This is a genomic window from Xanthomonas arboricola pv. populi, from assembly GCF_002939945.1.
GTDB classification, from domain to species: Bacteria; Pseudomonadota; Gammaproteobacteria; order Xanthomonadales; family Xanthomonadaceae; genus Xanthomonas; species Xanthomonas arboricola_A.
In genome coordinates this window covers 1-19,841 of sequence record NZ_MDEB01000007.1, presented here as the reverse complement: position 1 = coordinate 19,841, position 19,841 = coordinate 1, and the positions used below count along the sequence as shown (strand labels likewise).

Annotated in this window: 11 protein-coding genes and 1 other RNA gene; 8 read left to right on the top strand and 4 right to left on the bottom strand. The window is 66.1% G+C overall.

From position 1 onward, the window contains the following. Nucleotides 1-252 precede the first annotated feature (252 nt). Nucleotides 253-1,386 carry a pectate lyase family protein gene (locus XaplCFBP3123_RS16735; RefSeq protein ID WP_104535060.1) on the top strand — a complete coding sequence of 378 codons (1,134 nt, stop codon included), beginning with the start codon at nucleotides 253-255 and terminating at the stop codon, nucleotides 1,384-1,386. 453 nt (nucleotides 1,387-1,839) lie between these two features. On the opposite strand, the gene XaplCFBP3123_RS16725 is transcribed toward XaplCFBP3123_RS16735, so the two are convergent. The 3 genes from XaplCFBP3123_RS16725 to XaplCFBP3123_RS16715 all read right to left on the bottom strand — a co-directional run bounded on the left by XaplCFBP3123_RS16725 (nucleotide 1,840) and on the right by XaplCFBP3123_RS16715 (nucleotide 6,915). Next, complete coding sequence (locus XaplCFBP3123_RS16725; RefSeq protein WP_104535059.1) at nucleotides 1,840-4,782, bottom strand: valine--tRNA ligase; 2,943 nt, start codon at nucleotides 4,780-4,782, stop codon at nucleotides 1,840-1,842. Between the two features lie 111 nt (nucleotides 4,783-4,893). Next, on the bottom strand, nucleotides 4,894-5,319 hold the full coding sequence (locus XaplCFBP3123_RS16720) for a DNA polymerase III subunit chi (RefSeq protein WP_104535058.1): 426 nt from the start codon (nucleotides 5,317-5,319) through the stop codon (nucleotides 4,894-4,896). A gap of 114 nt (nucleotides 5,320-5,433) precedes the next feature. Beyond that, nucleotides 5,434-6,915: a leucyl aminopeptidase gene (locus XaplCFBP3123_RS16715; protein WP_104535057.1), complete on the bottom strand. Its 1,482-nt coding sequence runs from the start codon at nucleotides 6,913-6,915 to the stop codon at nucleotides 5,434-5,436. Between the two features lie 107 nt (nucleotides 6,916-7,022). Between XaplCFBP3123_RS16715 and lptF the strand changes: the two genes are divergently transcribed. Beyond that, entirely contained in the window at nucleotides 7,023-8,105 is a 1,083-nt protein-coding gene (gene lptF, locus XaplCFBP3123_RS16710) for an LPS export ABC transporter permease LptF (protein ID WP_104535056.1), read from the top strand. Beyond that, nucleotides 8,102-9,208 carry an LPS export ABC transporter permease LptG gene (gene lptG / locus XaplCFBP3123_RS16705; RefSeq protein WP_104535055.1) on the top strand — a complete coding sequence of 369 codons (1,107 nt, stop codon included), beginning with the start codon at nucleotides 8,102-8,104 and terminating at the stop codon, nucleotides 9,206-9,208. The genes lptF and lptG overlap by 4 nt, the downstream gene beginning before the upstream one ends. A gap of 153 nt (nucleotides 9,209-9,361) precedes the next feature. Here lptG and XaplCFBP3123_RS16700 read toward each other — a convergent pair whose 3' ends face one another. After that, on the bottom strand, nucleotides 9,362-9,823 hold the full coding sequence (locus tag XaplCFBP3123_RS16700) for an RDD family protein (RefSeq protein ID WP_104535054.1): 462 nt from the start codon (nucleotides 9,821-9,823) through the stop codon (nucleotides 9,362-9,364). 183 nt (nucleotides 9,824-10,006) lie between these two features. Between XaplCFBP3123_RS16700 and xerD the strand changes: the two genes are divergently transcribed. From xerD to XaplCFBP3123_RS16675, 5 genes are all read left to right on the top strand, one after another. After that, nucleotides 10,007-10,978, top strand: a complete 972-nt coding sequence (gene xerD, locus XaplCFBP3123_RS16695; RefSeq protein ID WP_104535053.1) for a site-specific tyrosine recombinase XerD — start codon at nucleotides 10,007-10,009, stop codon at nucleotides 10,976-10,978. Nucleotides 10,979-11,114: 136 nt separating this feature from the next. Next, complete coding sequence (locus tag XaplCFBP3123_RS16690) at nucleotides 11,115-11,909, top strand: DsbC family protein (protein WP_104535052.1); 795 nt, start codon at nucleotides 11,115-11,117, stop codon at nucleotides 11,907-11,909. Between the two features lie 411 nt (nucleotides 11,910-12,320). Then, nucleotides 12,321-16,310 carry a phosphoribosylformylglycinamidine synthase gene (gene purL, locus XaplCFBP3123_RS16685; protein ID WP_104535051.1) on the top strand — a complete coding sequence of 1,330 codons (3,990 nt, stop codon included), beginning with the start codon at nucleotides 12,321-12,323 and terminating at the stop codon, nucleotides 16,308-16,310. A 382-nt stretch (nucleotides 16,311-16,692) separates the two neighbouring features. After that, nucleotides 16,693-16,769, top strand: a non-coding RNA gene (locus XaplCFBP3123_RS16680) — sX9 sRNA. 325 nt (nucleotides 16,770-17,094) lie between these two features. Next, a partial coding sequence (locus XaplCFBP3123_RS16675; RefSeq protein WP_104535265.1) for a hypothetical protein occupies nucleotides 17,095-19,841 on the top strand: 2,747 nt, incomplete at its 3' end.

Sequence of the window (19,841 nt, the reverse complement as noted above, 5' to 3'; positions counted from 1 at the left end):
GCGCTGCAGTGTCCTTACGCATGTCTCCGCGTGTCTTGGTTACAGCGTTTTGTCTTCTCTTGGATGTCCCGCAACCGTTTGCGTGACTGCGCGTGCACATCGATGCATCGGCTAGATACAGGCCATTGCGATGCTCCTAGTATCGGCGTCGCGGAACTGAACATTACAGATATGAAAAGTATGTTCCGCGCCTGCTAGACCAGGGGTGTGCCGCCGCGCGGCGCATCGAACCTATCCGAGGGAGAGATCAAGATGAAGCCGAAATTTTCAACGGCGGCCGCCGCGTCGCTGTTTGTCGGGTCGTTGCTGGTTGTTGGCGTTGCCTGCGCCGATCCTGCACTGGAAGTCGCAACCACTGGTTGGGCAATACAGAACGGAGGGACCAAGGGCGGCTCCAAAGCAGCCGCTGCCAACATCTACACGGTCAAGACTGCCGCCGAGCTGAAGAGCGCGTTGAAAGCCAGCGTGGGCAGCAACGGGCGCATCATCAAGATCAGCGGCATCATTGATGTCAGCGAGGGCAAGCGGTACGCCACGACCTCGGATATGAAGGCCCGCGCACGGTTGGACATCCCGACCAAGACCACGCTGATCGGCATCAGCAGTAACGCGGAAATCCGCGAAGGCTATTTCTACGTCAAGGCCAACGACGTCATCATCCGCAACCTCACCATCGAAAATCCGTGGGATCCGGAGCCGGTCTGGGATCCGGATGACGGCAGCGCCGGCAACTGGAATGCCGAGTACGACGGCCTCACAGTCGAGGGCGCCACCAACGTGTGGGTGGACCATGTCACCTTCACCGACGGTCGTCGCACCGACGATCAGAACGGCACCGCCAACGGCCGCCCGAAGCAGCATCACGACGGGGCGATGGACGTCAAGAAGGGCGCCAATTTCGTCACCATCTCCTACTCGGCGTTCAAATCGCACGAGAAGAACGACCTGATCGGCTCCAGCGACAGCGCCTCCAGCACCGATAGCGGCAAACTCAAGGTGACCATCCACAACACCTTGTTCGAGAACATTTCCGCACGCGCACCGCGTGTGCGCTTTGGCCAGGTGCATCTGTACAACAACTACCACGTCGGTAGCACCAGCAATAATGTCTATCCGTTCTCGCACGCGCATGGCGTTGGTAAGGAGTCGAAGATCTTCTCGGAGAACAATGCGTTCGACATCAGCGGGGTGAGCAGCTGCGACAAGATTGCGGCCGATTACGGCGGCAGCGTCTATCGCGATCAGGGCTCGCTGCTCAACGGCAAGGCGCTGACTTGCTCGTGGAATACCAACATCGGATGGACCCCGCCGTACACCTATAGCCTGCTGTCGGCCGACAAGGTCGCTGCGGACGTCAAGGCGAAAGCCGGCGCGGGCAAGCTGTAAGACGTCTGAGGTACGCAATGCCGCGATGTGTGCAGCGTTGCACGTCTTCCCACAACGCCCGCCGCACTGCGGGCGTTGTGCGTTTGCGCAATGTCTTCATCGATGTCTCGATGTCCGGCGACATGCGCCGTCTCAACACCGTGGCGCGTGTGTGCAGCATTACGCGTCTTCGATTCGCTGCGCAGCAGAGCGCAGGAACCATGCAGGACGCGGGAACCATGCAGGGCCCTTGCCCGCCCACCATCGCGGGGCACGCTGCAAGTACGTCCTTGTAAGCTCCTACGCGGCATCCATGCCGCGTAAGGTCCCGCGACGGTGGGCGGGCAAGGACCAGGCGAGATGGTCGGTGTGCATGGCTTTCAGTAAAACAATCAGCACACTGTCTGGTGAGGGCACCGCGCCCTCGACTAACCAGGCTTTTGACCCCGTCTCGGCCAACAGTGATTGGCGGTCCTAGAGCTTGGCGCGTTGTTCGCGCAGACCGGTCAGCTGCGTGCTCCAGTCGTTCAAGCGCGCACGCTCCTGCTCGACCACCACGGCTGGTGCGTTCTGCACGAAGGTGGCGTTGCCCAGCTTGCCATTGCACTTGCCGATCTCGCCTTCCACGCGCTTGATTTCCTTGTCCAGGCGCGTGCGTTCGGCATCCATGTCGACCAGGCCTTCCAGCGGCACCAGCAGGGTCAGCTCACCGACGATGGCCGTGGCCGACGGCGGTGTGTCCTGGCCGGCCTCCAGCCAGTCGATCGCTTCGAGCTTGAGCAGAAACGACAGCTGCGAGGCAAAGCGGCCAACGCGGGCGCGATCGTCGGCAGCGCCGGCCTGCAGCAGCAGGCGTACCTGCTTGGACGGCGGCACGTTCAACTCGCTGCGCACACGACGCAGTGCCGACACCATCGACTTCAGCCATTCGACATCGGCCTCTGCGCTGGCGTAGCTCGCAGTGTCGATATCGCCGGCCTGCGGGAATACCTGCAGCGAGATCGTGGCGGCGGTGATGCCCAGGCGCGGTGCGACCTGCTGCCACAGTTCTTCGGTGACGAATGGGGTGAGCGGGTGCAGCAGGCGCAGTAGCGCCTCGAGCACGTAGAGCAGTGTGTGACGCGTGCTGGCGGCAGCCTCGCTGTCCTGGCTATTGAGCGCGGGCTTGGCCAGTTCGACGAACCAGTCGCAGAACGCATTCCAGGCGAACTCGTACAGCGATTGCGCGAGCAGATCGAAGCGGTAGTTGGCGTAGTGCGCGTGGGTTTCCGCAGTGACCTTGTCCAGGCGCGCAAGAATCCATTGCTCGGCTTCGGTGCGCGGTTGCGGCACGCCGGCAAAGCGCGCGCCTTCGGTGTTCATCAGCACAAAGCGCGTGGCGTTCCACAGCTTGTTGCAGAAGTTCTTGTAGCCTTCGGCGCGGCCGAGATCGAACTTGATGTCGCGGCCATGCGTGGCCAGCGCGGCGATGGTGAAGCGCAACGCGTCCGCGCCGTGGGCGATGATGCCGTCGGGGAATTCCTTGCGCGTGGCTTTTTCGATCTTCGGCGCGTCCTTGGGTTTCATCAGCCCCGTGGTGCGCTTGGCAACCAGGTCTTCGATGCTGATGCCGTCGATGATGTCCAGCGGGTCGAGTACGTTGCCCTTGGACTTGGACATCTTCTGGCCCTGCGCATCGCGGATCAGGCCGGTGATGTAGACATCGCGGAACGGTACTTGGCCGGTGAAGCTGTCGGTGGCCATGATCATGCGCGCCACCCAGAAGAAGATGATGTCGAAGCCGGTGACCAGTACCGACGACGGCAGATAGCGCTCGAAGCCGCGCTCGGCCATCGCGCTCGCATCCGGCCAGCCCAGCGTGGAGAACGGCCATAGTTGCGAGGAGAACCAGGTTTCCAGCACGTCGCTGTCCTGGTGCAACGCGACGTCGGCACCCAGGCCGTGTTTCGCGCGCACCTCGGCTTCGTCATGGCCGACATAGCACTTGCCCGCCTCGTCGAACCACGCCGGGATGCGATGCCCCCACCACAGCTGACGGCTGATGCACCAGTCCTGGATGTTTTCCATCCAGTGGCGATAGGTATTGATCCAGTTCGGCGGGACGAACTTGACCTGGCCGCTTTCGACCAGCTCCAGGCCGCGCTTGGCCAGCGCGTCCATCTTCACGAACCACTGGTCGGTGAGATACGGCTCGATCACCTGGCCGGTACGATCGCCGCGCGGCACCTGCAGCGTGTGCGGCTTGGTTTCGACCAATCGACCTTCGTCTTCCAAATGGGCCAATACAAGTTTGCGTGCTTCGTAGCGGTCAAGGCCGACATAGGCTGATGGAATCGAATATGCGAAGTGCTGGCCGACGCGCTTGCGTTGGATCTGATTGAGTTCGCGCCAATCCATGCCCGGCTCAACGAAGGGATATTCATCGTCCGGATACTGCTCCCGCGGATTGATGATTTTCGCTTCTGCTGTGAACAGGTTGATTAACGGAAGATTGTGCCGCTCTCCCACCTGATAATCGTTGAAATCATGCGCAGGCGTGACCTTGACCACGCCGGTGCCGAAGGCGCGGTCGACATACTCGTCGGTGATCACCGGCACGTGCCGGCCGGTCAGCGGCAGCACGATGCGAGCGCCGTGCAGCGTGGCATAGCGCGGGTCTGCCGGATGCACCATCACCGCGGTGTCGCCCAGCATGGTCTCCGGGCGCGTGGTGGCGACCACCAGATAATCGCGGGTTTCGCGCAGCGTTTCGACGCCGTCGGCAGCGTGTTCGACGTGCTCGTAGGTCACGCCATCTGCCAGCGGATAGCGGATCGACCACAGGAACCCGTCTTCTTCGACGTTTTCCACTTCCAGATCGGAGATCGCGGTCTTCAGCACCGGGTCCCAGTTGACCAGGCGCTGGCCGCGATAGATCAGGCCCTGCTCGTACCAGCGCACGAACGCTTCGTTGACCGCGGCCGACGGCTGCGGATCCATGGTGAAGGTGCTGCGCGACCAGTCGCTGGATGTGCCCAGGCGACGCATCTGGCGCTCGATGGTGTCGCCGGATTCGGCCTTCCATTCCCACACCTTGGCGATGAAGCCTTCGCGCCCCAGCGAGTCGCGCGTGTCACCCTTGCCTTCCAGCGCCAGATTGCGCGATACCACCATCTCGGTGGCGATGCCTGCATGGTCGGTGCCCACCTGCCACAGCGTGTCGAAGCCGCGCATACGGTGATAGCGCACCAACGCATCCATCAGCGTCTGCTGAAACGCATGGCCCATGTGCAGCGTACCGGTCACATTCGGCGGCGGCAGCAGCACGGTATACGGCTCACCCTTGCCTGAAGGTACGAAATAACCGGCAGCCTCCCACTGCGCGTACAGGCGCGATTCGAAGGAAGAGGGGTCGTAGCTGGAGGCGAGGGTGGTCATAAGGCGGGGAATGGAGAGTCGGGAATAGGGAATTGGTAAGGCGTGTGCGCTGATCGGTGGCGGTCTAATGGGAGGGAGCCGATTTTCGATTCCCAATTCCCGATTCCCGATTCACATGTCGTATTTGGTCAGTTCCAGGCCTAGCGCCTTGTACTGCTTCCAGCGTTCGCGCAGCGGTTCGCGGGCGGCGGGGTCGGCGGGGACGACTTCCAGTACGCGGTCGCAGGCGCCCAGGTAGGGATCGTCGCGCAGGTTGATCACCAGCGGGCGCGAGGGAGCATCGAACTCCGGAGAGGCGATCAGTACCGGTGCCAGCTCGTCTTCCTCGTCGGTGCCGGCAATCTGGTGCGGGATGTAGGCCTCATCGTCGAATGCCCACAGCAGGTCGTCCAATGCCTCGGCCTGCGCGGCGTCGCGCGCCAGGATCAGCGTAGGCAGGTTGGCGTCGTTGGCCTTGCGCGCCAGCTCGCAGACCAGCCGCAGCGGTTCGTTGAGGAAGCGCGGTTTGGCGATCAGGTAGAAGTCGGCACGGGGCATCAGGGCAGGGAATCGGGAGAGGGGAATCGGGAATGGTCACGGCACCGCCGCGACCTCGACGGTCGCGGCGGTGACTGAGAGAAGAGGGATTTCACGATTCCCTATTCCCGATTCTCAATTCCCACCTGCGGCGCGGTCCAGCAACCACTGCGTCAGCAGCCCCACCGGGCGTCCGGTGGCCATGCCGCGCTTGCCTTCGTCGCTGGCGACGCCGGCGATGTCCAGATGCGCCCAGCGCTGATTTTCGGTGAAGCGCGACAGGAAGCAGCCGGCGGTGATCGCGCCGCCCCAGCGGCCGCCGATGTTGTAGACGTCGGCGAAGGTGGAATCCAGCAGGCCCTGGTACTCGTCCCACAGCGGCAGGCGCCAGGCGCGGTCGAACACGTGCTCGCCGGCGGCCAGCAGTTCGTTGGCCAGGTCGTCGTGCTTGCTCATCAGGCCGGCGGTCTGGTGGCCGAGCGCCACCATGCAGGCGCCGGTCAGCGTGGCCACGTCTACCAGCGCTTCGGGGTTGAAGCGCTCGGCGTAGGTCAGCGCATCGCACAGGATCAGGCGGCCTTCGGCGTCGGTATTGCCGACCTCGATGGTCTTGCCGGACATGCTGGTGATCACGTCGGAGGGGCGATAGGCATTGCCGTCGATGGCGTTCTCCACCGCCGGCACCACCACCACCAGGTTGATCGGCAGCTCGGCCTTGACCGTGGCCACGAAGGTGCCGATGACGTTGGCGCCGCCGCACATGTCGTACTTCATTTCCTCGATGCCACCCTGCGTCTTGAGGTTGACGCCGCCGGTGTCGAAGGTGATGCCCTTGCCGACCAGCACATAGGGACGCGCGTCGCCGCCGCCGTTCCACTTCAGCACGATCAGCTGCGGGCGGTTGGCCGAGCCACGCGCCACCGACAGCAGCGAGCCCATGCCGAGCGACTCCATCCGCGTCTCGTCCAGGATCTCGGCTTCGGCGCCGGGGAACTTGCCGGCGAAGGCGGCCGCGGTCTCGGCCAGATAGGCCGGGGTGCAATAGTTTGGAGGCAGGTTGCCCAGCTCGCGGGCGAACTCCACGCCCTCGGCGGTGGCCACGCCCACGGCCAGTGCGCGGGCGTCGTCGCCGGCGATCGCCAGCGTGGTCAGGCCGGTCTCGTCGACTTTCTTCTTGCCCAGCGTGGCGGTGTAACGGTAAGCGGCATGGTCGCTGACGATGATCGCCTGACGGATGTTCCAGGCGCTGTCGCGCGCCTTCACCGGCAATTCGGTCAAGGTGAGCAGGGCGGTGCCGACCGGGCCGGTCTTCAGCGCGCGGGTCGCATCGCCCACCGCCTTGAGGTACGGCGCCACGCCGAACTTGCCGGCCTCGCCCAGGCCGACCACCAGCACGCGCGGGGCGGCGACGCCCGGCAGGTCGTGCAGCAGGCTGGTGCTGCCGGTCTTGGCAGCCACATCGCCGCGTGCCACCAGGGCCGTCAGACGGCCCTGGCTGGCGCTGTCTAACGCCTGGGCGGCGGGCGACAGGGTCTTGTCGGCGAACACGCCAACCACGATGCAGTCGACGGCGGCGCTTGCCGGCGCGTCTTGGTTCAGGGTGAATTGCAGGGCCATTGATCAGATTCCGTAGGCAAATCCGTACAATCGCGGGCTGTTTACGCCAACCGGACTAGGCTGGCGCCGCCGCGAACGAATCCGAGAGTTTAAAACAAGCCCACCCCATGCCGAAGCTCGATCGATACCTGTTTAGCGATTTCACCCAGAGCTTCCTGGCCACCTTGATCGTGCTGCTGGTCGTCAGCGTGGGCGGTGTGCTGGTGGATATCCTCGGCAATATCGCCGATGGCCGCATCCCTGCTCGCTTGCTGCTGTCTCAGGTGGGCCTGCAATTCGTGGCGTATCTGCCGATCATCCTGCCGCTGGCACTGATGCTGGGGCTGTTATTGGCGCTGGCGCGGCTGTACCGCGATTCAGAAATGGCCGTCATCACCGCCATCGGCGTGGGCCCGCGGCGCATGTTGCGGCCGATGTTGATGCTGGTGGTGCCGGTCGTCGTGGTGATCGGGCTGTGTTCGCTATGGCTGGGCCCCTGGGCCAGCCGCACCGCCGAGACCATGCTGGAAGACGCCAACCGCAGCATCGTGATGGCCGGCCTGGAGTCGGGCAAGTTCACGCCGCTGTCCGGCGGTGGGGTGGTCTACCTGACCACGATCTCCGCCGACGGCAAGGGCCTGGGCAAGGTGTTCATGCAGCGCCAGAAGGACGACCGCATCGATGTGGTCACCGCCGCCCGCGGTGCGATGTTCTTCGAAGGCAAAGCCGACCGTTACCTGCGCCTGGAGGACGGGTACCGCATCGAGGGCCCGGCCGCCGGCAACACCCTGGACTACCGTTTGATGAAGTTCGCCAGCAACGACGTGGCCTTGCCCGACCGGGCCCAGGTGCACGATGCCAACGATCCGGAAGTGATGTGGACCACGCAGTTGCTCTCGGACGAACGCCCGGCCGCGCGCGCCCAGTTGCATGAACGCCTGGCGCCGCCGTTGCTGGCGCTGGCCTTCGCGCTGCTGACCCTGCCGCTGTCGCGCAGCGCGCCGCGGCAGCAACGTTACGGCCGGATCATGCTGGCCTTCCTGGCTTACATGGTGGGCACCAATCTGATGATCGTCGGCACCCAGTGGATTGCCAACGGAAAGACCCCGGCTGCGCTCGGTCTGTGGTGGCTGACCTTGCCGCTGCTGGCGGTGGCGATCTGGGCGTATGCGCGCGATGGCCGCGTGCGTCGGCCGAGGGTGCGCGCATGAGGCTGATGCCGCGGGTGCATGACTGGTACGTCGGGCGTGCGGTGCTGTTCACCGTGCTGCTCACGTGGGCGGTGCTGCTGGGCCTGGACCTGGTCAATGCCTTTGCCAGCGAGGCCAAGAACATCGGCCAGGGTGCCTACACCTTTGGACATGCGATCGCATATGTGGCCTACACGGTGCCGCGCCGGGCCTACACCTTGTTCCCGACCGCTGCGGTGATCGGCGCCTTGATGGGCCTGGGCCAGCTGGCGGCGACGTCCGAGCTCACCGCGCTGCGCGCGCTAGGCGTGTCGCGCAAGCGCATGTCGGCCTCGGTGGTGGCCGCCATGGCGCTGTTGACCGCCACCATGGTGATCAGCGGCGAGACCGTGGGGCCGTGGGCACAGAACCAGGCCGACACCCTGAAAACCAGCGCCCGTTACAACAGCGATATGGCAATGGCGCGCTATTCCGGCCTGTGGGCGCGCGAGGGCGACACCTTCCTCAATGCGCTGAGCGGCGAAGAGAAGCTGCTCGACGGCGGCGGCACTGCGCTGGATCTGCACGATGTGCGGCTGTATCACCTCGATGCCAGCGGCCGTCTGGCGCAACTGACCTACGCGGCGCTGGCCGAGAATCGCAACGGGACCTGGACGCTGCGTCAGGTACGTCGCGACACCTTCCAGGAGCGCTCGGTGCAGCGCGAAACCTTCCCCGAGCTGGCGTGGCAGTCACAGCTCAGCCCGGCAGCGCTGGCGGCCGGGCTGGCCAAGCCGCGCAACCTGTCTGCGCGCGATCTGGAACAGAGCATCGAGTACCGTCGCCGCAACGGCCTGGACGCACGCGATTACGAAGATCAGTACTGGAGCCGCTGGTTCTATCCGCTCAACGTGCTGGCGCTGTGCATGGCGGCGATTCCGTTCTCGTTCGGTTCGCTGCGTAGCGGCGGCCTGGGCAAGCGGCTGTTTCTGGGCATCCTGTTCGCGCTGGGGTTCTGGCTGCTGCAGCTGTTCTTCGGCCGCATGGCCGGCGCACTCAAGCTGGATTACCGCATCGCCTATGCGCTGCCGCCGATGGTGATGCTGGGCGTGTCGGCGTGGTTGTTCCGACGGCGCAGTAGCTGACGCGGGTGCGCCGGTTCAGCGTCTTCGGAACCGCGCTCTGCCTGCTCTAAGCAGCGGTAACCGCCTTGTGCCTGTGAACCACCACTGCTTCGCATGATGGCCGTACTCCAGCGCCGCCTGCCGTAGAGATCGGCAAATGCCGGCCTGGCCATTTCAGCGCTTCGGGATGCGTTGCAGCCGGGTGCCACTGGCGCGGTCGTGCCAGGCCAATCGATCGCGATCCAGCCAGGCCCACCAGAATCCTGCGCCGGCCAAGGCCAGCGACAGCGTGCCGACGGCATAGCGGATCCAGAGCGCGCGCCAGGAGGCTTGCGGACCGGCCAGCGCCAACCGCCATGGGCGCATGCCCAGGGTCTGGCCACCACGTCGCCAGCTGACGGTGGCGTACATCCCGGCAGCGATCCAGCAGCACAGCCACAGCAGCCATTGCCAGCCGCTGAAGGGGGCAATGTTCTCGCGGGCCGGATGCCCGGCAAGCGTGAACCCCAGCGTGAACGCGGCGGAGATCAGCATCCACAGCGCGAAGACCGGCCAGGCGTCGTAGCACATGGCCAGCAGTCGCCAGACCACCAGAGCAGGTGCGCGCGGGCTGCGAGGTGATAGGGGTGAGGTCATGCCGCGAGCATAGCCGGCGCAGGCGATCGAGCAACGCCGCGCCGCGGCAATCCCGCACCGGGCACAGCCCGTGTTTCGAGCCGAGAGCCACGCGGTGCAGGGCGCATCGAGGCCGCGCAGTCAAGCCCACTCCTTCGCGGACCGGCGCGCCGCAAAACGCATGCCACGCTCTATGCTGTTGCGATGTCAGCCAGCAGTCCCGCCGAACGTCGCCAACTTGCGCAACAGCTGCCACCGGTGCAGGCCGCCGATGCCGCGGCCATCGAGCGCTTTCTGGATCGGTTGTGGGCCGAGCAGGGCGTGGCGCGACAGACCCTGGACAGTTACCGGCGCGATCTGGAAGGGCTGGCGCGCTGGCGCGACGGTGCCGGCGGCGGGTTGCTGGGCGTGGATCGGGCGGTGTTGTTCGACTATCTGCGCTGGCGCACCGAGGCGCATTATTCGCCGCGCAGCAATGCCAGGCTGCTGTCGACCCTGCGTGCGTTCTACGGGCTGTGTCTGCGCGATGGCGTGCGCGGCGACGATCCCACCGCATTGCTGGACCCGCCACGCTTGCCGCGCTCGCTGCCCAAGGCACTGACCGAAAGTCAGATCGAGGCGCTGTTGGCCGCGCCCGACATCGACACGCCGCTGGGCCTGCGCGACCGCGCGATGCTCGAGCTGATGTATGCGGCCGGCCTGCGCGTCAGCGAACTGGTCAACCTGCCGGCGGTGGGGGTCAATCTGCGTCAGGGCGTGCTGCGGGTCACCGGCAAGGGCAGCAAGGAGCGCCTGGTGCCGCTGGGCGAGGAGTCCCAGCACTGGCTGGAGCGGTATCTGCGCCAGGCGCGCCCGCTGCTGGCCAGCCACAAGGCAGTCGCGGCGGTGGACGGGCAGGTGCCGTTGTTCATCGATGCAGCGCGCCGGCCGCCCAGCCGCCAGCAGTTCTGGGTGCTGGTCAAACGCTATGCGGCAGTGGCCGGGATCGACCCCGCCACGGTCAGCCCGCACGGGCTGCGGCACAGTTTTGCCACCCATCTGCTCAACCACGGCGCGGACCTGCGCGCGCTGCAGATGCTGCTCGGTCACAGTTCGCTGTCCACGACGCAGATCTACACCCTGGTGGCGCGTCAGCATCTGCAGAAGCTGCACGCCACCCATCATCCGCGCGGCTGACTGCGGCCGCAGGGGCGGCGTCGGTGCCGCCGCAGCCGAGCCAGCGGCCCAGTTAGCGAACAAACCGTCCCGTTCGCTGCCTGGCTTCATCTGCGCTGTGCGAGAATCCAGACACCCCATTCGACTGGATGCGTGAATGTATCGTCTTGCCATCGCCGCGCTGCTGGGCGCAATCAGCCTCACCGCCTGCGCGCAATCCTCGCAGCCTGCGGCAAGCACCGCCGGCGCCAAGCCGGCCGCCGCCGCCGCCGCGGGCAATGTGGACCAGCGCGTGAGCGTCGCGCTCAAGGCGCTGGACCCGGACTTCAAGCCGGACTACATCGGCGCCGCGCCGTTTCCCGGTTTCCGCGAAGTGGTGGTCGGCGGGCAGGTGCTGTACGTCAGCGACGACGGCCGTTACCTGATTCAGGCGCAGCCGTTCGACATCCAGAACAAGCAGTTCGCTGCCAGCCCGGGTCTGCTGGCCTACCGCCGCAAGCAACTGGAGACCGTGCCCAAGGCAGACCGCATCGTGTTCGCGCCGGCAAATCCCAAGTACACCGTGACGGTGTTCACCGACGTGGAATGCGGCTACTGCCGCAAGCTGCACAGCGAGATCGGCGAGCTCAACAAGCAAGGCATCGCGGTGGAGTATCTGGCGTTTCCGCGCATGGGCCTGGGCAGCCAGGACCACAAGGAAATGATCGCGGTGTGGTGCGCCACCGACCGCAAACAGGCGCTGACCGCGGCCAAGTCCGGGCAGCCGGTCACTGCCAAGGACTGCAAGAACCCGGTGTCGATGGAATACACGCTGGGCCAGCGTCTGGGCGTCAACGGCACCCCGGCGATCTTCGCGCCGGACGGCACCCAGCTCGGTGGCTACCTGCCGCCAGCGCAGCTGCGTGAGGCGCTGGAAAAGCGCGCGATCACCACCGCCGGCGGCAGCCGCTGAGGTATCCGACAACGGCGCTGTGATGCTGCCTTGACGCTGGCCGCTGCGACGGTCGGCGTGATCGATCGAGAGGCCGGGATGCGCATGCATTCCGGCCTCTTGCGTTTCAGGGGCCGGCTGGTCGGCATCGTTGTGCGATGAGAGAACGGCGGTGGGCCGGCGTTGGCCAGCGCTGCCGACGTTGCCACCGCGCGGAGATCCTGCCCAAAGGCCGGCAAGCGCGCGAATCCCTGATGGCATCGCCATTTGCCCTGCCGTTGCTGCTGCCGCATCGGCCGGAACGCGCCGAATCCGGCCCGGGCTGTGCGAATGATCACTGCATGGATCGACGGCCCGCCCACGCCGGGTCCGGCGCCAACGCATCAGCTCCGTTACAATCTGCAGCCCCGTTTCTGACACGGTTCCCCGGACATGATGGTCCTCGAGGGCGCTTCCGCCCTTTCGCCGTTCCGCCGCGCTCGGCTCGAAACCCGCCTGCAAACCCTCGTTCCCGCGCTGCGCATCAGCGGTGCCTGGCACGTGTACTTCATCGGCGTCGAGGCCGGGCAAGCGCCCGACCAGGCCACCTTGCAGCGGATCCTGCAGGCCGAAGCCGCCCCCGCGCCGCGTGCCGAGGATGCCTCTTCGCACTATGTGGTGCCGCGTCTGGGCACGTTGTCGCCGTGGTCGAGCAAGGCCACCGAACTGGTGCGCGGGGCCGGGCAGCCGATCCAGCGCGTGGAGCGCGGCACCCGCATCGATCTGGCCGGCTGGCCCGACGACGAAGCGATGCGGGCCGCCGTGGCCAGGCTGCTGCACGATCCGATGACCCAGTCGCTGCTCGGCTCTGCCGCAGCCGCCGAGGCGCTGTTCAACGTGCCAGATCGCGGACAGTTGCAGCGCGTGCCGCTGGTGGCGCTGGAACAGGCCAACCGCGACCTCGGCCTGGCCCTGGCGCAGGACGAGATCGACTACCTGCGCGAACGCTTCGCCGAGCTGGGCCGCGACCCGGCCGATGTCGAGCTGATGATGTTCGCCCAGGCCAACTCCGAGCATTGCCGGCACAAGATCTTCAACGCCAGCTGGACCATCGACGGCAGGCCGCAGGAGCGCTCGCTGTTCCGCATGATCAAGCACACCCACCAGCAGACCCCGCAGCACACCTTGTCGGCCTACAGCGACAACGCCGCGGTGGTGGAAGGCGTGCCGGCCGCGCGCTATCGCCCGGATCCGGCCAGCGGCGAATACCGCGCCGAGGCGGTGCTGCCATCGGCGTTTGCGATCAAGGTGGAAACGCATAACCACCCGACCGCGATCGCGCCATTTCCCGGCGCGGCCACCGGTGCCGGCGGCGAGATCCGCGACGAGGGCGCCACCGGCCGCGGCGGCAAGCCCAAGGCCGGCCTGACCGGGTTCACGGTGTCGCACCTGCGCATCCCGACCCTGCCGCAGCCGTGGGAAGCGCCGCGCGCGCTGAACCCGCGCATGGCCCCGGCGCTGGACATCATGCTCGACGGCCCGCTCGGCGGCGCCGCGTTCAACAACGAATTCGGCCGGCCGAACCTGCTCGGCTATTTTCGCAGTTTCGAACTCGCCGAAGGGCAGGGCCTGACCCGCGCCTACGACAAGCCGATCATGCTGGCCGGCGGCCTGGGCGCGATCGACCGCAATCAGGTCGAGAAGCTGCGCCTGCAGCCCGGCGATGCGGTGATCGTGCTGGGCGGCCCGGCGATGCTGATCGGCCTGGGCGGCGGTGCGGCCAGTTCGGTGGCCGCTGGCGACAGCGCCGAGGCGCTGGATTTCGCCAGCGTGCAGCGCGAGAACCCGGAGATGGAGCGCCGCTGCCAGGAGGTCATCGACCGCTGCGTGGCGCTGGGCACCGACAACCCGATCCGCTGGTTCCATGACGTGGGCGCCGGCGGCCTGTCCAACGCCATCCCCGAGTTGCTGCACGACTCCGGGGTGGGCGGCATCATCGACCTGGGCCGCGTGCTCACCGACGACCCCTCGCTGTCGCCGCTGGAACTGTGGTGCAACGAATCGCAGGAACGCTACGTGCTGGGCGTGCCGCAGGCGCGCCTGGAGGAATTCGCCGCGATCTGCGCGCGCGAACGCTGCCCGTTTGCCGCGGTCGGCGTGGCCACGGCCGAGGAGCGACTGATGGTTGGCTATGGCGTGCTCGACGCCGGGAATCGGGAGTCGGGAATCGGGAATGGCAACAGCACGCTGCCGGTTGCCGATGCCGCTTCCCACCATTCCCCATTCTCCACTCCCGATTCCCCGCTCCCCATCGACCTGCCGATGGATGTGCTCTTCGGCAAGGCGCCGAAGATGCATCGCGATGCAGTGCATCCGCCGGCGCCACAGTGGCCGGTGCTGCAGACCGCCGCGCTGGATCTGCAGCAGGCCGGTCTGCGCGTGCTGGCGCATCCCACGGTGGCGTCCAAGAGCTTTCTGGTGACCATCGGCGACCGCAGCGTGGGCGGCCTGACCGCGCGCGAGCAGATGATCGGCCCGTGGCAGCTGCCGCTGGCCGATTGCGCGATCACCCTGGCCGGTTTCGACACCTTCGCCGGCGAGGCGATGTCGATCGGCGAGCGCACCCCGCTGGCGTTGTTGAACGCCGCGGCGTCGGCGCGCATGGCGGTGGGCGAGGCAATCACCAACCTGTGCGCCGCGCCGGTGCAGACGCTGGACAGCATCAAGCTGTCGGCCAACTGGATGGCCGCCGCCGGCCACGCCGGCGAAGACGCCTTGCTGTACGACGCCGTGCGTGCGATCGGCATGGAGCTGTGCCCGGCGCTCGAACTGAGCGTGCCGGTGGGCAAGGATTCGCTGTCGATGCAGGCGCAGTGGGTTGTCGGGAATGGGGAATCGGGAATCGGGAATGGCGAAACGCACAAAAGCGTTTCACCCGTCTCGCTGATCATCAGTGCGTTCGCGCCCGTCGGCGATGTCCGCACGCAGTTGACGCCGTTGTTGCGTAGCGACGAAGAGAGCGAGCTGTGGTTGATCGGGTTGGGCGGTGGCAAGCAGCGTCTGGGTGGCTCGGTACTGGCGCAGGTGTATGCCGACGATGCCGCGCTGCCGGCATTCGGCGGCGAGGTGCCGGATCTGGACGATGCGCAGCGGCTGCGCAGTTTCTTTGAATTGATCCGCGCTGCGCGTGAGAGCGGCCTGCTGCTGGCGTATCACGATCGTAGCGATGGCGGGGCGTTTGCGGCGCTGTGCGAAATGGCGTTTGCCTCGCGCCAGGGCCTGGATATCACCCTCGATGCCTGGGGCGACGATGCGTTCCGCAGCCTGTTCAACGAAGAACTGGGTGCGGTGGTGCAGATCGCCATCGAGGATCGCGCCGCGTTCGCCGATCTGGTCGAGCGGCATGCCCTGACCGAATGCGCGCAGCGCATCGCACGTCCCACCGGCGCGCCGCGCATCCGCGTGAGCGGGCAGGGGCGGGTGCTGGCCGAATGGCGTTGGGAAGCCTTGTTCGACGCCTGGTGGTCGGTAACGCATGCCATGCAGAAGCTGCGCGACAACCCGGAAACCGCCGACGAGGAGCGCGCGCAGGCGCGCGACTTCCAGGCGCCGGGATTGCGTCCGAAGCTGGTGTTCGACCCGTCAGAAGACGTGGCCGCGCCCTTTGTGGCGACCGGTGCGCGGCCCAAGGTGGCGATCCTGCGCGAGCAGGGCGTCAACGGACAGATCGAGATGGCCTACAACTTCGAGCGCGCCGGTTTCCGTGCGTTCGACGTGCACATGAGCGACCTGATCGAAGGCCGGGTGGATCTGGCGCAGTTCTCCGGGTTTGCCGCTTGCGGCGGCTTCAGCTACGGCGACGTGCTGGGTGCCGGCCGCGGTTGGGCCACCTCGATCCTGGAGCGGTCGGCCTTGCGTGACGCATTCGCCGCGTTCTTCGCGCGCAGCGATACCTTCGCGCTGGGCGTGTGCAACGGCTGCCAGATGCTCAGCCAGCTCAAGGACATCATTCCCGGTGCCGAGCATTGGCCGCGCTTTCTGCGCAATCGCAGCGAGCAGTTCGAAGCGCGCACCGCCTTGCTGGAAGTGGTGGAGTCACCGTCGATCTTCCTGCGCGGCATGGCCGGCTCGCGGATTCCGGTGGCGGTGGCGCATGGCGAAGGCCGCGCCGAGTTCGACACCGTGGTGGATCAGGCGGCTGTACGCGTGGCCCTGCGTTTCATCGATGGCGATGGCGCGGTGGCATCGCAGTACCCGCTCAATCCGAACGGCTCGCCGGATGGCATCACCGGGCTGACCAGCACCGACGGTCGCGCCACCATCCTGATGCCGCATCCCGAGCGCACCCCGCGCACGGCAAACCTGAGCTGGCACCCGGCCGATTGGGGCGAGGACTCGCCGTGGCTGCGCATGTTCCGCAATGCGCGGGTCTGGTGCGGTTGACGGTAGGTGGTTGTGCGGCATGAGCTGAAGCGCCGTACCAACCGTGTCATTCGACGGCCGTGTGCAGCGATGCACACGGCCGTCGTCGTTTCCGGTGTCGGGGCTGCGCAACTGCCTGCGGTGGCGTCGGATCGTTCGACCCTTGCAGCGATCGTGATGGCGATGCGCGGAGTTTTTGAGCAAGGACGCGCACGGCCGCGGCTGGGCCGACTGCAGCAGATGGGCGCTCAAGGAGCAGGCTTGCCTGCGACAGCATCCATGTCCTTGGAGGAAGTGCGCGCACCGGCGATCGCATTGGCGTTGCTGCGACGAATTACATTTAGAGCGGCCAACAAAACGATTGCGCGGCCGCCAGGCGGGCGCGGTCGGTGCTCGGAACGGCATGTGCCACGCGTAAACTCCGGTTCTGAGCGCGCCGCCCGTCCTCACCTGACGACCGCTCGCTACGTTTTGTCAGCCGCTCTTAGTGAAGGTCGGTACACGGTTCGCTTTAAGTAACCATAAAAAATACTAGGTATTTAGTCGATGTATCTGGTGATGCTGCTTGTGTGACGTCAATCTCAATTGAAATTTTGGTTTTTCAATAGATTCAGACCACGTGATGCATTTTCGATGCATGGCGTTTCTGCAGCACTTTATGCGTTGACCGTGGATGCTTTTGTGCGGCCATTTGCCGCTGCAGAAGCAGTGCGAGTGCGTTTTCGATAAACCTCAGGGGGACCGTGCGATGCAATCGCACGGTGGTCGGTTTTTATCTGCCAGACCAATGGGGAGTAAATCGTTAATGAAACGAATTCACTTGGATGCCGGTGGTGAGCAGCGTGCTCATCGCCGAACGGTAAGGCTTGCCTGCGCGACGGGAAATCAACCGTTATATCGGTCTTCGGGACATGCGCGCGGCAGGCTGGCGGCGGCAATGCTGCTGGCTCTTGCCGGCATGGCCGCAGTTGCCCAGGCCACGACCACGCATGCCGATGCGCTTGCGCATTGCACGGTGGTCGATGGCCAGCAGCGTTGCGACACCGATGCGGCGACGAGCGACAGCGCCGCGTCTGCGAGCACGAGCGCGCAAGCATCGGCAACGCCTGCGACCGATGCCGATGCACCGGCGTTCGCGGATGGGCAGGATGCGCTGGCACTGGGCAACGCAAGCAATGCCCTCGGCGATGGAACGAGTGCGTTCGGCGGCGGAAGCCTGGCGTTGGAGCGCGACGCCACTGCGATCGGACACAACGTGTCGGCCGCAGGGGAATCGGCGACCGCCATCGGTGGCGTGGCAACGATCTACGACTACGATGCATCCGGATTTGTCATCGGGCAACGCGAACAGGCCACGCAAGCGTCCGGTGTGGGAGCGACTGCCGTCGGCGGTGGTGCAGTGGCTGGGGATCCGTTTTCCAGCGCCGTGGGCAGCGGCGCCAGCGCCATTGGCGTGCAGAGCACGGCGCTGGGTTATCGCGCGCAAACCGGCAACGACGGCGCCACCGCGATCGGCGGTTTGTCCACGGCCAGTGGTTTTCTCTCCACCGCCGGCGGCTACAATTCGCGTGCCAGCGGAGAGACATCCACGGCCTTCGGTTACGGGGCGCGCAGCGAAGGCAGCAGCAGCATTGCAGTGGGCGATACCGCATTGGCCAGTGGCGTACAGAGCGTGGTGGTCGGTGGCATCAGCAACTTCGGCTCGATCACCGCCGCCACCGGAACAGGCGGCATCGCGCTCGGCGCAGGTGCGCAGAGCCAGTCCGATTATGCGATTGCCATTGGCTACGATTCCAACATCTTTCCCAATGCCCCAGGCAATACCGATGCAGTGGCGATCGGCCACAGCGCCGGGTCGTTCGCGCCACGCACGGTGTCGCTGGGTGGCTTCGCATTGGCGATGGGCGATGGTGGCGTCTCGATCGGTCACGACAGCGCGGTCTACACTGAAAACAGTGTCGCGTTGGGCGCACGTGCCGGCACCTCCCGGTTCAACGGCAACAACACCGCGATCGGCGCAGATTCACAGACCAATGGCATCGATGCGGTGGCGATCGGTTATGGCGCGCGCGTGGGCGATTTTGTCGACGATGCCTGGAATCGCTCTGCATCCAGCGCCGTCGCGCTGGGCGCGCATTCCTACGCGTACCGCAGCAACACGGTGTCGGTTGGCGATGTGCAGGCGGGGCTGACGCGGCAGATCACCAGCGTGGCGGCAGGCACCGAGGCCAACGATGCGGTCAATGTCGCCCAGCTCGACAGCGTGCGTGCGGTGGCCGACCGTCTCGACAGCACGCTGGCGGTTGGCAAGACCGATGCGGACGAAGCCGCTGCTCATGTCGACGGACTCAATGCGCTGGCGTTGGGGAGCGCCAGCAACGCGATCGGCGATGGTGCCAATGCGCTGGGTTCGGGCAGTCTGGCACTCGGGCGCGATGCCGTGGCCGTCGGCCGCAACGCCAGCGCGGCCGATGCCTCGGCCGTTGCAGTGGGTGGCGTCGCGTCCGTGCCGGTGTTCGATGCAACGGGTTCCATCGTCGGCGCGCAGGAACGGGCAACCCTGGCCCAGGCGGTGGGTGCAGTGGCGCTGGGCAGCGGGGCGATTGCCACGCGCAGCTTCGCCACCGCGGTCGGCACGGGGGCGGCCGCTGACGGAGAGCAATCGATGGCGGCGGGATTCGGCGCACGTGCCCAGGATGATGTCGCCACTGCGGTGGGCGCCTTTTCGACCGCCCGCAGTACGGCGTCGTCGGCCTTCGGTTTTGGTGCGCTGGCCAACGCGAGCATGACCACGGCAGTGGGCTTCAATGCCTCCAGCCTTGGCGAGAGCAGTGTCGCCGTGGGCAGTCTGGCGGTTGCCGCCGGCGAGCGCAGCGTGACGCTTGGCGGCATGTCGCTCATCAGCTCCACGCTCAGGCCGGCAGGTGCCTTCCGGGTCGGTGGCGTTGCCATCGGCGCCGGTGCGCGAAGCGACGGCGATTACGCCGTTGCGCTTGGCTACAACGCCAACGTGTTCTCCAACGACAACAATGCCGACGCAGTGGCGATCGGCCATAGTGCCGCTTCGTTCGCTCCGCGCACGGTGTCGCTGGGGGCGTTGGCATCCGCCGAGGGCGCGGAGGGCATCGGCATCGGCTATGACGCGCGTGCCTCCTCCCGCAGGAGCATCGCGATCGGGAGCGGCGCCAATACGTCGATCCTCTATGGCGACAATATCGCGCTGGGAACCAACGCCAAGGCGGATGCGCCCGATGCGATCGCGATCGGGCGCAATGCCAGCGTGGGCGTGTTCGTCGGCGAAGTGGGCAGCACGGCGGTGGCATTGGGCGTGCAGTCCAATGCGCTGGGCAACAACAGTCTGGCAGTGGGCTACAACGCCTTTACCCGCCAAGGTGGCAGTGATGCCGTTGCACTCGGTGCCAATGCCGGTGCCAGCGGTGCCGATTCGGTGGCGCTGGGCGCGGGTTCGCGTACCTACGACGCCAATGTGGTGTCGGTCGGCAGCGGCGATGGCCGCGGCGGCCCGGCCACGCGTCGCATCGTCAATGTCGG

Bases quoted from the DNA above. Each gene is read 5' to 3' on its own strand.
- XaplCFBP3123_RS16735 (WP_104535060.1), top strand. From the start codon at position 253: ATGAAGCCGAAATTTTCAACGGCGGCCGCCGCGTCGCTGTTTGTCGGG.
- XaplCFBP3123_RS16725 (WP_104535059.1), bottom strand. From the start codon at position 4,782: ATGACCACCCTCGCCTCCAGCTACGACCCCTCTTCCTTCGAATCGCGC.
- XaplCFBP3123_RS16720 (WP_104535058.1), bottom strand. From the start codon at position 5,319: ATGCCCCGTGCCGACTTCTACCTGATCGCCAAACCGCGCTTCCTCAAC.
- XaplCFBP3123_RS16715 (WP_104535057.1), bottom strand. From the start codon at position 6,915: ATGGCCCTGCAATTCACCCTGAACCAAGACGCGCCGGCAAGCGCCGCC.
- lptF (WP_104535056.1), top strand. From the start codon at position 7,023: ATGCCGAAGCTCGATCGATACCTGTTTAGCGATTTCACCCAGAGCTTC.
- lptG (WP_104535055.1), top strand. From the start codon at position 8,102: ATGAGGCTGATGCCGCGGGTGCATGACTGGTACGTCGGGCGTGCGGTG.
- XaplCFBP3123_RS16700 (WP_104535054.1), bottom strand. From the start codon at position 9,823: ATGACCTCACCCCTATCACCTCGCAGCCCGCGCGCACCTGCTCTGGTG.
- xerD (WP_104535053.1), top strand. From the start codon at position 10,007: ATGTCAGCCAGCAGTCCCGCCGAACGTCGCCAACTTGCGCAACAGCTG.
- XaplCFBP3123_RS16690 (WP_104535052.1), top strand. From the start codon at position 11,115: ATGTATCGTCTTGCCATCGCCGCGCTGCTGGGCGCAATCAGCCTCACC.
- purL (WP_104535051.1), top strand. From the start codon at position 12,321: ATGATGGTCCTCGAGGGCGCTTCCGCCCTTTCGCCGTTCCGCCGCGCT.